Raw genomic sequence first — 14,727 nt, 5'->3', positions numbered from 1 at the left:
AGTGACAGGCCCAGTCACAGGCCCGTCGACCCGGCTGGGGACACGGCTGGGGACACGGCGGTGACAGGGCCTGACGCCGTCCGGACGCTCGGGCTCACGAAGCGGTTCGGCTCGCACGCTGCGGTCGACGGGATCGATCTCGTCGTGCCGGCCGGGGCCGTGTACGGGTTCCTGGGGCCCAACGGCTCGGGGAAGACCACGACGATCCGGATGCTGCTCGGGCTGGTCGTCCCCACCCACGGCCGCATCGAGCTCCTCGGACTGCCGGTGCCGGCTCGGGTCGTCGACGCGCTGCCGCGCGTGGGGGCGCTCGTCGAGGGGCCGGCGTTCCACCCGTACCTCTCGGGCATCGACAACCTGCGCCGGCTCGACGCCGCGGACCGCACGTCGGACCCGGCGACGTCGAGACGGCGGCTCGGCGAGGCCCTGGACCGGGTGGGGCTCGGGGCGGCGGCGAGCAAGCGCTACCGCGCCTACTCGCTCGGCATGCGGCAGCGGCTCGCCATCGCGGCGGCGCTCCTGACGCCCAAGGACTTGATGGTCCTCGACGAGCCGACCAACGGGCTCGACCCGCAAGGCACCCGCGAGGTCCGCTCGCTGATCGCCTCCCTCGCCGACGACGGCACCACGGTGCTCGTCTCCAGCCACCTGCTCTCCGAGGTCGAGCAGGTCTGCACCCACATCGGCGTCATGCACGCCGGCCACCTGGTCGCGCAGGGCCCGGCGGCCGAGATACGCCGGCAGCAGGAGGCCGAGGCCCGGGTCGACACTGATCAGCCCGAGCAGGCCGCCGAGGTCATGCGAGAGCTCGGGCTGCGCGACGTACGCGTCACCCCCCACGGTGCGCTCGGCCGGCTCGGTGACGTCGCCCCCGAGAAGGTAGTGACCGCGTGCGTCCATGCCGGCCTCTCGGTCACGCGCTTCGTCGTGGACGCGCCGACGCTCGAGGACATCTTCGTGGGTCTGACGGGGGAGGGCTTCGATGTCAGCGGCTGAGCTCGCGCCGCCGGCCGCGCGGGTCGCGGTCCGTCGGCCATCGTTGCGGTTCCTCGCCTCCGAGCTGCGCCTGGTGCTGCGGCGCCGCCGGAACATCGCCGGTCTCGCTGTCCTGGCGGCGGTGCCGATCCTGATCGCCGTCGCCGTGAAGTCGACCGCGTCGCAGCCCGGCTCCGACGCCCCGGACTTCTTCCAGTCGATCACCGAGAACGGACTGTTCGTCTCGCTGTCGGCGCTCACCATCGAGCTGGGTCTCTTCCTCCCGCTCGCCGTGGCAGCCATCTCCGGCGACGCGATCGCGGGGGAGGCCAACCTGGGGACGCTGCGCTACCTGCTCACCGTGCCGGTGGCGCGGCTGAGGCTGCTGGGCGTCAAGTACGCCGCGATCGTGATCTTCGCGTTCCTCGCGACGTTCCTCATCACGGTCGTGGGGATGGCGATCGGTCTCGCACTGTTCGGCGGCGGCAGCGTCACGACGTTGTCAGGCAGCCAGATCTCCTTCACGGCGGGCCTGGCCAGGGTGGTCCTCGCCTCCGCGTACCTGTCCTGCGCCCTCGCCTCGCTCGGGGCCGTGGGCCTGTTCATCTCGACGCTGACCGAGCAGCCGATCGCCGCCACGATCGCGACGGTCGTCTTCTCGACGGCCAGCTTCATCCTGGACTCGATCCCGCAGGTCGCCTGGCTGCACCCGTACCTGCTGACCCACCACTGGCTGGCCTTCGGCGACTTCTTCCGCACGCCGATCGCGTGGGACGGCGCACTGCACGGGCTCTACGTCGCCGCGGCGTACGGGTGTGTCTTCTTCGCCGCGGCCTGGGCGCGCTTCGCCGGCAAGGACGTCACGAGCTAGCGATGTGTCGGCTCGCCGCACATAGGGGTACCGCATCGACATGAGTGACCCCGATGCCTCGACCCGGCCTGACGCGACCCGGCCTGACGCGACCCGGCCTGACGCGACCCGGCCTGACGCGACGCGGCCTGACGCGACGCGGCCTGACGCGACCCGGCCCGACGCGTCCCAGGCGCAAGGCGTCGACCCCGACCTCTCGACCCCTCAGGCTCCGGGCCGTGACCCGTTGCGGCCGTCGCGCGCTGGCCGGGCCTGGGTCGGGGTCGTCGGCCTCGGCCTCGTGCTGGTCCTCCTGATCATCTTCATCGCGCAGAACACCCGCTCTGTCACCGTGTCCTTCCTCGGTTGGGAGGGTCACACGCCGCTGGCGGTCGCACTGCTGATCGGGGCGGTCGCCGGGCTCTTCCTGGCGGCGGTGGCGGGCAGCCTCCGCATCTTCCAGATCCGGGCCCGGGTACGCCGCGACCAGAGGCACCGCCCGACGCAGCCCCGGTGACCCGGCCTCCGGTCGCCGCCGGCGCACGTCACACAGATTGGGGACTGTGTCCGTCGGACCGTCTCGACCGTGGGTGAGCGTCCTTATCGTCCGAGGGTGCCCGGCCACGGGAGGAGGCAACGGTGGCGGTCCAGGACGAACCGAGATTCCGCGAGCTCGCTGCCGCCTTCGTCGAGGAGTGCCGTCGACGCGGCGTACGGCTCGACCAGGCCGCGGCGGAGGGCGTCCTCACCAGCCAGCTGTCCCTGTACTCGTCACGCGCACACGTCAGCGAGGTCGAGGTCCTCGCCCGCTACTTCGACGACGGATGGCCACGCAGGTTCGCGGCCCTCTTCGTGAGGTGTGACGGTGGCTCCGGACGCAGGACCGTCGAGCCGGACCGGGCGTTCGGCCTGGACAACGCCTGCAGCCTGCTGACCGCCCTCGCGCTGGCCGTCGAGCTCGCCGTCGCCAGTGGCGGTCACGCCGACCGCGACGAGTGCGACCTCGCGATCGCCAGCGCGGCGGTCTGCGTCGCCGAGTTCGGCGTCGCCGTACGCTCCCGGTGCTCGCCGGACGTCGTCCTGCCCGGCGCCGCCGTGAGGTTCGCGCGAGAGGTGCTCGACGTCGCCGCCGAGCGTGCTGCTGCCGGGACCTGGCAGCGCTGCTGGTGCAGTGAGCCGCTCCACGAGCACGACGACCTGCGGGCCGTCGTGGAGCAGCTGCAGGTGGATCTGCTGCTCCTGCACTGATCGACATCGGCGTGTCCGCCGTCGATGACAGCCCGAAGCCTGGCCGCGGTGGGCTGTGACCACTAGCCTCTCGGGCATGACGGCTTATCGGGTCGAGGCGTCACGGCTCGTTGCCGTCGAGCCGACGCAAGCGTTCGATCGGCTGATCGCCGCCCAACTGCCTGAGATCTTCAGTCGTCGGTACGCCGCCTTCCCGCCAGTGCGGGAGGTCGTCGACGAGCCGGACGACTGGGGAACTGTCGGGCAGGACCGCACGATCCTGCTCGCCGACGGTGGTCGACTGCGGGAGACGCTGACGGCTGTCGACCGGCCGCACGGATACGCGTACCTGCTCGACGACGTCCACGGACCGCTGCGGCCCTTCGTGCGCACCGTCGACGGCAACTGGTCGATCACACCGGAGGGAACGGGTGCCCGGGTCGGGTGGTCATGGACGATCGACCCGACCGCTCCACTCGCCCGGCTCACCCCGCTCGTCATCGGGCGGATGTGGCAGGGCTACGCCGCCCGCGCCCTGGCCGAGCTCGAGACGATCCTGATGCGATCCTGACGCCGTCGAGCGCCGCAGATCGACGCGCGGCGCAGTCGCGTCGGCGTCGGATAGGACGGAGGCGGGCTAGAGCCTCGACATCTTGGCGTAGGGGCTGGTGATCCGCACCTTCTGGGAGCGGAAGTCGACCAGCACCGCGCCGGCCTCCAGCTGGATGACCCGACCAACCCCGTAGGAGTCGTGCGAGACGAGGTCATCGAGCGCGTACTCCTCGATGATCGGCTCAGGCTTGGGTCGGAACGGGCTACTTGCCATGTGTCGCCGTGGCCCGGCTGAAGTTGTCATCTCTTCGAGTATCGCAGCATGAGGGCCCCACCGGAAGTCGGCGGGTGGCGGGCGCACCTCGTCACTCGGTCCGCGGCTGGCGGCGGGGATAAAATCGTCTCGTGCGCGACCGTGGTTGCCATCCGGGTCTGGATGGGGTCCGTGGCGTGGCCATCCTCCTGGTTCTCGGCCAGCACGCCATGACGAGGCCGTTCATCGACGGCTTCGTCGGTGTCACGGTGTTCTTCTGCCTGTCCGGGTTCCTCATCACCACACTCCTGGTGCGCGAGCTCCAGACCGGCACCATCGACGTACGTGGCTTCTACCGGCGGCGGGCGGCGCGTCTCTGTCCGGCGTTGGTGACGGTCGTGGCGGCGACGACCGTGGTGCTGCTCGTCAGTCGGGGGGGCCTGCGCACCGGTCAGATCCTCGCGCCTGCGGGCGCAGCCCTCACGTACACCACGAGTCTGTTCGACTGGACCGGCCACGTCTTCGCCACGAAGGACTACTTCAACTACACGTGGTCCCTGTCGGTCGAGGAGCAGTTCTACCTGCTCTGGCCGTTCGCCCTGCTGTGGGGCTATCGCCGCAGTCCCCGCCTGTTCGCCGCGCTCACGGTGTCGCTCATCGCGGTCACCTTGGCGCTCGATCTCTATCTCGGTCTGAGCCGGGACGTGCGCTTCGACCAGCACGAGTACTTCGGGACCGACACCAACGCGCTTCCGATCCTGGTCGGATCGTTGCTGGCGATCGTCGTCCACAACCACTGGCTGTCTCGAACCATGCGTTATCTCGCGTCGGGTGCGACGCTGGCGATCGTCCTCCTGCCTGTCGTGGCTTATCGGAACGACACCGGTCGTCCGTCCCTGGTGATCGTCGCTGGGACGGGACTGACGCTCGTGCTGTTGATCGGAGTCGTGATGCGGCCGCGTTCTGCGGTGGGGTCGCTCCTGGCAAGCGCTCCGCTGCGGTGGCTGGGCGAGCGGTCGTACTCGATCTACCTCTGGAACGTCCTGGTGCGGATCGCGATCCTTGCGCTGCTCGGGCACACCGTCCTGGGAGACATCGCCTGGATCGCGATCTTCATCGTCCTCGCCGAGGCGAGCTTCAGGTACGTCGAACGTCCACTGCGCGCACGACTGGCACGGCGGCGGGGGGAGTCGGGGCCGGCGGTGCTCGGGCTGGTGGAGGCTGGAGCCCCGCGCGTGACGTGAGGGTTGGGGGCTCCGGTCGCCGTCCTATTGGCGTCGGTGGATGTGGATGCGTCCGGGGCGTAGGTGTTCGATCTGGTAGTCGGGGTGGTCGGCGAGGGTGTGGTGGCGGCTGCAGAGGAGTGCGCCGTGGGTCAGGTCGGTGGGGCCGCCGTGTTGCCAGGCGATGAGGTGGGCTGCTTGGGCGGTGGCGGCGGGTCGGTCGCAGGTTTGGACGGCGCAGGTGCCGTGTTGGGTGATGAGCATGGCGAGGCGTTGTTTGGCGTTGTGGAGTCGTGCTTTACGGCCGAGGTCGAGGACCTCGCTGTGGGTGCCGAGGACGGCGGGGATGAGTCCGTGGCGGGCGGCGAGGCGGCGGGCCTGGCCGGGGCTGATGGCCTGACCGGTGTCGAGGTGGGCGGCACGGAGGTCGCCGAGCAGGGTCTGCAGTTCCATGGTGACCACGACGGTGGGTTGGCAGCCGCCGGTCTGGGGCAGTCGGCCGGTGGGGATCCTGTTGAGGAGCTCGATGAGGGCGTGCCCACGGCGTTCCTCGGCGCTGAGTTGTGCTCCGGTGGCGGGGTCGTCGGTCGGGATGGGGTCGGGTCGGCCGGGGTTGAGGAGTGCTTCGAGCATGCGTTGGAGTCGGACCCCGTCGAGCAGGGGGATGCGGAAGCTGCCGGTGGTGGTGGCGGTGACCTCGTCGTGGGTGAGGTTCACGAGGGTGGTGCGGGCGGCGCGTGCTTCGGCGCGGGCCAGCTGGTCGGCGAGGCGGGCGTCGGCGCCGTCGGGGTCGATGACCTCCTCGAGGTGGTCGGCCAGCCGGCGCAGGGTGTGGGTGTCGTGGGTGTGGGCCTGCCCGGCCAGGTACTCCTCCGCCTGAGCCCGAACGCCACCGTCGACCTCCTCGGGCAGGGCGTCCAGGGCGGCCAGGATGACCGTGGCGGAGGCGGCCGGGAACGCCCCGTTCGCGAGCGCCGTCCGGGTCAGCGGGTGCTCCTCCAACCCGCGGGCCAGGCCGATCTGCCGCTTCGCGACACCAGGTGCTATCCGGGTCCGGTCGCAGAGCCAGGCGACCAGGCTGGTCTCACCGTCATAGGCCGCCAGGTCGGAGGAGTCGGCCTGGGCCACCAGGGCCAGGGTGAGCTGCTCCAGCCGCGCCACCGCGGCATAGGCCTCCCGCAGGCACTCACCCAGCTGCTCCGGCGAGAGCGCCCACAACCGATCGACCTCGCCCCCGTCCAGCACCCCGTCCAGCACCTCGTGCAACCGACCCAGGAACCGATGCACCCCATGGGTCCGCGACGCCACAGGCCGACCAGGCGGCTCGGGGTTCACAACACTCATCGGGACTCCACGGATGCACGACACGGACAGAGGAGAACGGTCTGCTGATCGACGTGGAGGTGGAGCCACCGGAGTGACTGACGATCACCATCAACCGTACACGTGTTCGAACAATCTCGCAAGGGCTGTGTGCGATGCCAGTGGAGTTCACCTGATCCTCTCGCCGACTCTGTTGACCCAGGACGGCGATCCGGCGGGCAGGCGCAGTGGCCCGTGAGGCACGCCTCCTGGCTGAACGACCTGATCTGCCGCGATGACCGGGCGAGGTTGAGCACGCCGCCGTCCGGCTCAGCTCTCCTTGGAGAGCTCGATGGTGACGTCGGCCTTGACCATGGTCATCTTCGTGCCGTCGATCGTCGTCGCAACTCCGCTGATGAAGAGGGCGCGCAGCCAGTCATCCTGTGCGGACAGGTCTTCGGCGCACGCCATCATGGTCGACGCCGGTTGCGTCTTCCAGTTCAAGTTCTCCCCGGCGAGCGTGTAGGGCCCCGTCTGGGTGTTGCATCCTGCGGAGACGGCCATGTTGCCACTGTCGAAGACCAACTTGATGCTCGTCCCCTTCACGAGCGTGTGGCCCGTCACGCTTGTCGACACATACGTCGCCCCGGCCAAGTCACTCTCGGTCACCGCGGTGCCCGATGATGCGTCGGATCCGCACGCTGCCGTCCCGGCAAGCATCAGGAGCACGACCACGAACGGCGCGAAGGTGCGCTTCGTCATGGCGGCCATGGTCCCACTGAGACTGCGCACCGCGATCACCGAAATCGGGTGGTGGGAAAGGACCGGCGTATGGAGGCCTGCCCGGAGCCCGGAGGTGATGTCAACGGCACCTGAGACGCGGCTGACCGCGGCAGATGCGGACGTCCGCACATCCGCACCAGCACCCCAAATCGGCCGTGTAGCGACGGCCCCGCTGCCAGAATGCGGTGGGCCTATACAGCAGCGTCCCGGAAGGACGGACACGCAGGTGAACGTCGGCACGTGGCTTCATGGCGGGTCAGCGAGACCGCCGGCGTGGATGCGCATCTGGTTGATTCCGGCATCTGCGCTTGCAGTCTTCGCGGTGACGTCGCATCGTGGCTGGGGCGTCGGGCTGATCGCGGGTGTGGTCTACGGCGCGATGGGTCTTGGGATGGCGATCGCTCCCGGTCGGGTCGGTCCGTGGTGGCGACGCCACCCAATCCTGGACGGCTCACTGCTAGGCCCGCTGACGTTTCTGGCAGGGGCAGGTTGCACGTCATGGCCGCTGCGGACCTGCCTGGTGCTGGGCGTTCTCGGAGCACTCATCGGGGCTGGTACAAGTATCCGACGTGGTCGGCGTGCCACTGGCATGACGCTCGGGTAGCGGCAGATGAGTGCCCCGATTCGGGCTGATGCCTCTATGTTCCAGGGGAACGTGAGCATCTCGCTGACCGGAGACGTAGCACTCGTCTTGTTCGACCTGCTGCATCGCTGGGAAGACGAGGAGCGGGTGAACGCGCCGCAACACGTGGCTGAGCAGATTGCGCTGTGGAACCTGTCGGCCCTCTTGGAGCGAGAACTGAGCGAGCCCTTCCAGCAACTCGACCCGGAGCAGCGTCAGGCGCGCTGCCGGCATCTTCTCCGGCAGGTGGCTACTCGGCGGCGAGCTCGCCGATGGGGAGCGCGGCAGTCTCGACTTCTCCGTCTGAGTCGGTGACCGTGATCGTCTTCGTGCCGAGGTCGATCGACATGTCCTGGACGCTGCCGGCCGGTTTGCCGTACATGGTTCGCCACACGTGGGTGTCGCCGACGACAGCAAGGGTCGAGCTCCACCGCGCCATCTGGTTGTCGTCGAAGACGAGGAGATCGTAGTTCGCGTAGTCGCCCTCGGGGTTGTCGGTGAGGTAGCCGGCCGGCAGAGCGTTGTCGTCGACGTTGATGGCGTAGTGGCCGTCAGCGTCAGTGGCGACCGGCGGAGACTGCCAGGTGGGGACCGTCTCACCCACGGCAACGTGGGAGTCGTCGGCGATGGGGATGTTGACCGAGACCCGGATGCCGGCGGCCGGTGCCTTGTCCCGCGTGATGGTCCCGTGGACGAACAGGTCACCGGTTCCGGGCCCAGCTGCACGCGCGACAGGCGATGCAACCGCCACGGAGGCGGCGGTTGGCTCTCCCTCCGCGACAGGGGCCGGGTTGCTGGCCTCCTCAGTGTCTCCACACCCGGTCGCGAGAAGGCCGACCGCGCTGGCGATGGCGATCGCCGCGAGGCGGCGCGCGTGTGGATGCATGGGCTAGAAGGTAAGGCCCGTCGGTGAGCCAGGACATGACCCATATTGACCCTTGCGCCTGACGCGGTCGCGACTTCCCAACTACTCCCGCGCATGAGTGCCCGCTCAGAAACAGCGAATCCCGACCTGGCCACCCATACCTCCACGCGAACACTCGTCGCACGTCGAGCGGAGCGGAAGAGACCGGTTCGGCCAAGACAACGCCATGGCCGAGAGCGTCTTCGCGACCCTGCGGCACCCCCGGCTCGGCCACGTCAGACCGTCGGCGCGGCTGCGCCGATGCCCTCGCAGCCCGGCGTTGTGGCTGCGCGCTGATGTCCGCGGCCGCGGCCCGCGACGACCGAGGTGCCAGAATCGGAGCATGCAATGGTCACGGGGCCGACGCAGGCCGCCGCTCATCGGTGAGCTCCTCATCGTCGCGGCGCTCGTGGTCATCTACGACCGGCTGCGCTCCTTGGCCCCCGTCGACGTCTCGCTGGCCGTCGCGCACGGCCAGGAGATCCTGCGGCTCGAGACGACGTTGCACCTGCGCGTCGAAGAGGGTGTCAACACCTGGCTCGCCGGGCAGCCCGTGCTCCGGGACCTCGCGGCCGACTACTACCAGTTCATGCACGAGACGATCGCCCTGAGCATCCTCGCGATCTGCTACCTCCGCCGTCCGGCGGTGTACCGACCCGCACGCAACGCCCTGGTCCTGACGAACGTCGTCGGGCTCGTGATCTACGCGTTCTACCCGGTCGCTCCGCCGCGGCTGCTGCCCGACTCCGGGTTCGTCGACCTCGTCGCACAGGCCGGCTTCGGGAGCAACCACGGCGCGATCACGGCGGACCAGTACGGCGCCGTGCCGTCACTCCACCTGGCCTGGGCGACCTGGGCCGCACTCACCGTCGTCGCCATGACCCGCCGCTGGTGGCTGCGCACACTCATGGGTGTCCACGTCGCCCTGACCGCGACCATCGTCGTCGCCACCGGGAACCACTACGTGTTCGACGTGGCGGTCGGGACGACGCTCGGAGCGGCAGCGGCGTTGGCGGTCGGGCTGGTGGCCCGGCGTACGGCGGCCAGCGCACTCGCCGAGCCCGCCTGAGGGCGCCGTACGCCCGGCGGTACCAGGATCGGGCCATGGAACCCCGGGTCTTCTCCCTCGACGAGATCGAGATCGAGATCGATCCTGTGATCGGCGGTCTCCCCATCGACTTGCCGGACCCTCGCTAGCACGTGCTGGTGGGCCGCGTCGGGACAGACCAGACCTCGCATGCCGACTGACGTACGACGCGGGCCGATGCTGCCCTCCATCCACGTCGTGTCGGAGAGTCGTCCGCCGCGGTCTGACCTGGCGGCGTGTGAGGTGATCGTCTCCGCCGGAGGACATGGGTCGACGGTGTTTCGGGCACGGTCTCGGACATGGCCCTTCACGATTCCAGTGCCCGGCGCTACGCGGCGATCGCACGGCTGTTGCTCCGTCACGGTCGCTCGGACCTGGTCTCCGGTGCGGACCTGGACGGGTACGCGCCGCCCGAGGACGTATCCGAGCCGGCCACCGACGCGGCGGAGCAGTTCGCCGCGGACCTGGAGGCGATGGGTCCGACCTACATCAAGCTGGGTCAGCTCCTGTCGACCCGCTTCGACTTCCTCCCGACGTCGTACACGACCGCTCTGAGCCGGCTCCAGGACGAGGTGAAGCCGTTCGATGTCGAGGTCGTCCGTCAGACCGTCGCCGACGAGCTCGGGGCCGACGTACGCCACGTGTTCCGGGACTTCGACCCCGAGCCGCTGGCTGCGGCCTCACTCGGACAGGTGCACCGGGCGACGCTGCGCAACGGGCGTGAGGTCGTGGTGAAGGTCCAGCGGCCGGGGGTGCGGGAGGACGTCCAGGCTGATCTCGCCGTCCTGGCCCGGATCGCGGCCGTGGCGGACAAGGGCAGCGACCTCGGACGGACCTACGGCTTCGCCCGCCTGCTGCACGAGTTCGAACGGTCGTTGCGGCTGGAGCTGGACTACCGGCGCGAGGCCCGCAACCTGATGCGCTTCGCCGAGCTGACCGACCCCTACGACCTGTTGGTGGTGCCGCAGCCCGTCCTCGACCTGACCACCGGCCGCGTCCTCACCATGGACTACATCGACGGGCGCAAGGTCACCGACGTCGGACCGCTGGGACTGCTCGACCTCGACGCCGGGGCCATCGTCGACCAGCTCTTCTCGGCCTACCTGAGCTCGATCCTCGACCACGGCTTCCTCCATGCCGATCCGCACCCCGGCAACCTGCTGATCACCCCGGACGGTCGGCTCGCGATCATCGACCTGGGCATGGTGAGCATCGTTCCGCGCCGCATCCAGGACAAGCTCGTGCGTCTGCTGGTGGCGATCGGCGACGACAACGGCGAGCAGGCGGCGCGAGTGCTGGCCGACCTGGGCCAGCCGCTCGAGCAGTACGACGCCCATGCGTTCCGGGACGACGTCACGCACCTGGTCTCCGACGCGGTCTCGGAGGGCGCCGACCTGCAGGCCGGGCGTGTGCTGGTCGAGCTCAGCCGGACCTCGGGCGCCCACGGGCTGCGCCCGCCGCCTGAGATGGCGATGGTCGGCAAGGCGCTGCTGAACCTCGACCAGAGCACCCTCCACCTCGACCCCGACTTCGTTGCCGCGGAGGCGATCCGCGACCGGCTCAGTCACATCCTGCGAGGCGGCTTGCGCACGTCGCCCGGCGACCTGGTCACCGCTGCGCTGGACGCCAAGGAGTTCACCTCGCAGCTCCCGAGTCGGGCCAACCGGATCCTCGACACCCTGGCCGACGGGCAGCTGCGGCTGCGTGTCGACGCTGTGGACGAGGAGCGGCTGCACACCGTCCTCCAGCGACTGGCCAACCGGCTCACGCTCGGCGTGGTCATCGCGGCGGCCATCCTGGGGGCGTCCCTGCTGATGCAGGTGCCGACCGACAACCGGCTCCTGGGCTACCCCGCCATGGCCATCGTCCTGTTCACCCTCGCCATCGTCGGGGGCGGAGCCCTCGCCGCCTGGATCGTCGTCACCGACCGCAAGGTCGCCCGCACCGAGAGACGTGCGCAGAAGGACGTCCCCCGCATCTGAGCGCGAGGATCGTGGTGGCGCCGACCGTGGCGAGCAGGTCGTCGGTGATGCTTGACTGACGCCCATGTCGACCAGCGCCTGGCAGATCGACCGGCTCGACCTCGATGCCTATCTGGCGCGGCTCGGCGTACCGGCGAAGGAGCCGGGCCGCTCAGCGCTCGCCGAGCTGCACGAGGCGCACGTGCGCACGTTCACGTTCGACAACATCGACGTCCTGCTCGGTCAGCATCCCGGCGTAGCGCTCGATGCCGTCCAGGAGAAGTTCGTGGGCCGTGGCCGGGGCGGCTACTGCTTCGAGCACAGCACGATCTTCGCGGCCTCGCTGGAGCGTCTGGGCTACCAGGTCCGCAGGCACCTGGGTCGGGTCGGCGACCCCGACGCCGGCGCCCAGCAGGGACGCACGCACATGGTGGTCGAGGTCGTGCTCGACGGTCAGCGGCTGCTCTGCGACCCCGGCTTCGGGATGAGCTTGCTGCGACCCGTTCCGATGACCGACGGGGCCGAGGACGACTACCTGCCGGGGTGGCGCTACCGGCTGCGCCGGACCGACGCCGGTCACTGGGCCCTGGATCGACGGCGCGATCAAGGCTGGGAGGTCGCCCACACGACCGACGAGCTCGAGGTGACGCCGGTCGACGTCGTGATCGGACACCACTTCACCAGCACCTATCCCGCGTCACACTTCACGACCGGGTTGATCCTGGCCAAGCACCTGCCCGGTCGCCATGTCACCGTGACCCACGAGTCGCTCACCGTCCGCACGCCCGGCGCTCCGACGGAGCACCGGCCCTTGCACGCGGGCGAGCTGGGGGAGTGGCTGTCGGTGCTCGACGCCGGGCTGCTCCCCGACGAGCGCGCCCGGCTCCTCGAGAAGGTTCGCACCCTCACCTCACCGTAACGTGCTGTTGACTGTGCCCACGTGACGTCGCACGCTGTTGCCGGCGTCTGAGCGGAGGGCTCCATGGGTAAGTTGATCTACGCGGCCAACGTCTCCCTCGACGGCTTCCTCGAGGACGAGACGGGTTCGTTCGACTGGTCCGTGCCGGACGAGGACGTGCACGCGTTCTGGAACGAGCACGAGCGGCACATCGGCACGTCGCTCTACGGGCGACGCATGTACGAGACGATGCGCGTCTGGGAGGACGACGACTGGTTGACGGACGAGCCCCCGGTGGTCCGCGAGTACGCCGGGATCTGGCGAGAAGCGGACAAGGTCGTCTACTCCACCTCACTCGCCGACGTGTCGACCGCACGCACGAGGATCGAGCGGCAGTTCGAGCCCGAGGCGGTGCGACGGCTCAAGGAGACCTCCGGATCGGACCTCAGCATCGGAGGCGCGGGTATCGCGGCCGAGGCCTTCCGGCACGGCCTGGTCGACGAGTGCGTGCTGCTGCTGTGCCCGGTCGTCGTCGGTGGCGGAAAGCCGGCGCTGCCTCGAGGCGTACGGCTCGACCTCGAGCTGCTGGACCACGGACGATTCGACAACGGCGTGATCCACACCCGTCACGCGGTCCGACACTCCGCTTGACGGTCGCCCCGGAACGCGGGAGATCCGGTAGCTCGGCGCCTGTTGGTCGCCGTGACCGTCCGCCAGGGAGCGTGGCTCCATGACGTGAAATGTAACCTTGTGGTTACGTACCCGCATAGTTACATTAGGGCGATGGACGCCGTGTTGCATGCGTTGGCAGACGAGAGCCGACGGACAGTTCTCGAGATTCTCCGCGACCACCCGGCGACGGCAGGAGAGCTGGCCGAGGCTCTTCCGATCGCTCGCCCGGGCGTCTCCCGGCATCTGCGCGTGCTGCGGGAAGCCGGGCTGGTCGACGTACGCCCGGACGCGCAGCGCCGGATCTACACACTCCGCCCGCAGGCGCTCGTCGAGGTCGACGAGTGGCTGGGGGAGTACCGCCGGCTCTGGGAGGGCCGGCTCGACGCGCTCCACACCGAGATCGCACGAGGAAAGAAGGCACGACGATGACCACGATCGCGACGATGCGCGCACTCGACGAGACCCGCGGAGCAGTCCGGGTCGAAGACCTCTACGACACGGACATCGGCGACCTCTGGCAGGCGTGCACGACGCCCGAGCGCCTGGCCCGCTGGATCGCCCGGGTCGACGGCGACATGCGGGTCGGCGGCACGATCCGGGTCGTCTTCACGAGCAGCTGGACCGGTCCGGTGCGCGTCGACGTGTGCGATGCGCCCCACCACCTGCTGCTGACGACGGAGCCGGGCACGGACGACGAGGGGGAGATCGAGGCATGGCTGACCGAGGAGGGCGCCAAGACCCGGCTGGTGGTGGAGGAGCGCGGCCTGCCGATGATGCGTCTCCCGTTCCACGCCTCCGGTTGGCGGGTCCACCTCGAGGATCTCGGTCGGTCGCTGGAGGTCGACGGCCCGGTCCATCCGGAGGGCTGGAGCTCCGATGCCGGGGCGCCCGGTTGGAAGCAACGCTGGGACGAGCTCGCGCCCACGTACCAGCAGATGGAGATCGGTTGATGGTGGATCGGTCGTCGCGACGATCAGCAACCACTCGATCTGCAGTCTGAACTGCGGCACGCGGCACGCCGCAGGAACACGCCCAGTCAGATCCCGTCCGACGTCGGTCCGGGCCGAGCGCTCACCGCGCGACGCCGCACCGAACGGATCGGCACGAGGACGACTTCGAGTGCGCACACGACGAGCCAGAGCATGGCGAGCTCGAGGACGAGGAACACCAGGCTGAGGCGGAGGTCGCCGTGATCCCCACGCGGCAGCGGGTCGTGCTGGCTCAGTGGATCGGGGTGGACGGTGGCGAAGGCGACGAACGCAATGACGGCGGCCATCGGGAGCCCGGCGAGCAGCAGCACCCCGAACGGGTCCCGCCGGCCGGGCCGCGCCCACGACCACCCCGCGTGAGCGGGCCAGAGCGCGAGCACCACGGCAATGGCCCCGACGTAGAGGGCTGTCATGAGTGTCCGCCCAGGG

General features: G+C 69.6%; 17 protein-coding genes. 12 read left to right on the top strand and 5 right to left on the bottom strand.

The window, feature by feature from the left end; genetic code table 11:
- Positions 1 to 60 precede the first annotated feature (60 nt).
- The 5 genes from ABD205_RS12200 to ABD205_RS12180 all read left to right on the top strand — a co-directional run bounded on the left by ABD205_RS12200 (position 61) and on the right by ABD205_RS12180 (position 3,623).
- Positions 61 to 996 (top strand): ABC transporter ATP-binding protein, encoded by a 936-nt coding sequence (locus ABD205_RS12200; RefSeq protein ID WP_344045108.1) that lies wholly within the window; start codon positions 61 to 63, stop codon positions 994 to 996.
- Positions 983 to 1,846 (top strand): ABC transporter permease, encoded by an 864-nt coding sequence (locus ABD205_RS12195; protein ID WP_344045107.1) that lies wholly within the window; start codon positions 983 to 985, stop codon positions 1,844 to 1,846. Before ABD205_RS12200 ends, ABD205_RS12195 begins: the two co-directional genes overlap by 14 nt.
- Before the next feature lie 40 nt (positions 1,847 to 1,886).
- Positions 1,887 to 2,342, top strand: a complete 456-nt coding sequence (locus tag ABD205_RS12190; protein ID WP_344045106.1) for a LapA family protein — start codon at positions 1,887 to 1,889, stop codon at positions 2,340 to 2,342.
- Between the two features lie 122 nt (positions 2,343 to 2,464).
- Positions 2,465 to 3,073, top strand: a complete 609-nt coding sequence (locus ABD205_RS12185) for a hypothetical protein (protein WP_344045105.1) — start codon at positions 2,465 to 2,467, stop codon at positions 3,071 to 3,073.
- A 76-nt stretch (positions 3,074 to 3,149) separates the two neighbouring features.
- Positions 3,150 to 3,623 carry an SRPBCC family protein gene (locus tag ABD205_RS12180; protein WP_344045104.1) on the top strand — a complete coding sequence of 158 codons (474 nt, stop codon included), beginning with the start codon at positions 3,150 to 3,152 and terminating at the stop codon, positions 3,621 to 3,623.
- Positions 3,624 to 3,689: 66 nt separating this feature from the next.
- Here the strand turns inward: ABD205_RS12180 and ABD205_RS12175 are convergent, their stop codons facing one another.
- A complete protein-coding gene (locus tag ABD205_RS12175) occupies positions 3,690 to 3,908 on the bottom strand; it encodes a hypothetical protein (protein ID WP_344045103.1) in 219 nt (72 codons plus the stop codon).
- 101 nt (positions 3,909 to 4,009) lie between these two features.
- On the opposite strand from ABD205_RS12175, the gene ABD205_RS12170 reads away from it, so the two are divergent.
- A complete protein-coding gene (locus ABD205_RS12170; RefSeq protein ID WP_344045102.1) occupies positions 4,010 to 5,101 on the top strand; it encodes an acyltransferase family protein in 1,092 nt (363 codons plus the stop codon).
- A 24-nt stretch (positions 5,102 to 5,125) separates the two neighbouring features.
- Here the strand turns inward: ABD205_RS12170 and ABD205_RS12165 are convergent, their stop codons facing one another.
- The 3 genes from ABD205_RS12165 to ABD205_RS12155 form a co-directional block, all read right to left on the bottom strand.
- The gene (locus ABD205_RS12165) at positions 5,126 to 6,367 is read right to left on the bottom strand and encodes a DUF222 domain-containing protein (RefSeq protein ID WP_344045101.1); all 1,242 of its coding nucleotides are present in this window, start codon (positions 6,365 to 6,367) and stop codon (positions 5,126 to 5,128) included.
- A 345-nt stretch (positions 6,368 to 6,712) separates the two neighbouring features.
- Positions 6,713 to 7,153, bottom strand: coding sequence for an META domain-containing protein (locus ABD205_RS12160; protein ID WP_344045100.1), 441 nt, complete (start codon positions 7,151 to 7,153; stop codon positions 6,713 to 6,715).
- A gap of 884 nt (positions 7,154 to 8,037) precedes the next feature.
- Complete coding sequence (locus ABD205_RS12155) at positions 8,038 to 8,673, bottom strand: hypothetical protein (protein WP_344045099.1); 636 nt, start codon at positions 8,671 to 8,673, stop codon at positions 8,038 to 8,040.
- 361 nt (positions 8,674 to 9,034) lie between these two features.
- Between ABD205_RS12155 and ABD205_RS12150 the strand changes: the two genes are divergently transcribed.
- From ABD205_RS12150 to ABD205_RS12125, 6 genes are all read left to right on the top strand, one after another.
- Entirely contained in the window at positions 9,035 to 9,760 is a 726-nt protein-coding gene (locus ABD205_RS12150) for a phosphatase PAP2 family protein (RefSeq protein ID WP_344045098.1), read from the top strand.
- Positions 9,761 to 10,077: 317 nt separating this feature from the next.
- The gene (locus ABD205_RS12145; RefSeq protein ID WP_344045097.1) at positions 10,078 to 11,760 is read left to right on the top strand and encodes an ABC1 kinase family protein; all 1,683 of its coding nucleotides are present in this window, start codon (positions 10,078 to 10,080) and stop codon (positions 11,758 to 11,760) included.
- Positions 11,761 to 11,824: 64 nt separating this feature from the next.
- Entirely contained in the window at positions 11,825 to 12,658 is an 834-nt protein-coding gene (locus tag ABD205_RS12140) for an arylamine N-acetyltransferase family protein (RefSeq protein ID WP_344045096.1), read from the top strand.
- A gap of 63 nt (positions 12,659 to 12,721) precedes the next feature.
- Positions 12,722 to 13,288 carry a dihydrofolate reductase family protein gene (locus ABD205_RS12135; RefSeq protein ID WP_344045095.1) on the top strand — a complete coding sequence of 189 codons (567 nt, stop codon included), beginning with the start codon at positions 12,722 to 12,724 and terminating at the stop codon, positions 13,286 to 13,288.
- A 132-nt stretch (positions 13,289 to 13,420) separates the two neighbouring features.
- Positions 13,421 to 13,738, top strand: coding sequence for an ArsR/SmtB family transcription factor (locus ABD205_RS12130; protein ID WP_344045094.1), 318 nt, complete (start codon positions 13,421 to 13,423; stop codon positions 13,736 to 13,738).
- A complete protein-coding gene (locus ABD205_RS12125) occupies positions 13,735 to 14,259 on the top strand; it encodes an SRPBCC domain-containing protein (protein ID WP_344045093.1) in 525 nt (174 codons plus the stop codon). Before ABD205_RS12130 ends, ABD205_RS12125 begins: the two co-directional genes overlap by 4 nt.
- 86 nt (positions 14,260 to 14,345) lie before the next feature.
- Here the strand turns inward: ABD205_RS12125 and ABD205_RS12120 are convergent, their stop codons facing one another.
- Positions 14,346 to 14,711 carry a hypothetical protein gene (locus tag ABD205_RS12120; RefSeq protein ID WP_344045092.1) on the bottom strand — a complete coding sequence of 122 codons (366 nt, stop codon included), beginning with the start codon at positions 14,709 to 14,711 and terminating at the stop codon, positions 14,346 to 14,348.
- Positions 14,712 to 14,727: the final 16 nt, after the last annotated feature.

The organism is Nocardioides panacihumi, assembly GCF_039530925.1.
GTDB classification, from domain to species: domain Bacteria; phylum Actinomycetota; class Actinomycetes; order Propionibacteriales; family Nocardioidaceae; genus Nocardioides; species Nocardioides panacihumi.
This window is presented reverse-complemented; position numbering and strand designations above follow the sequence as displayed.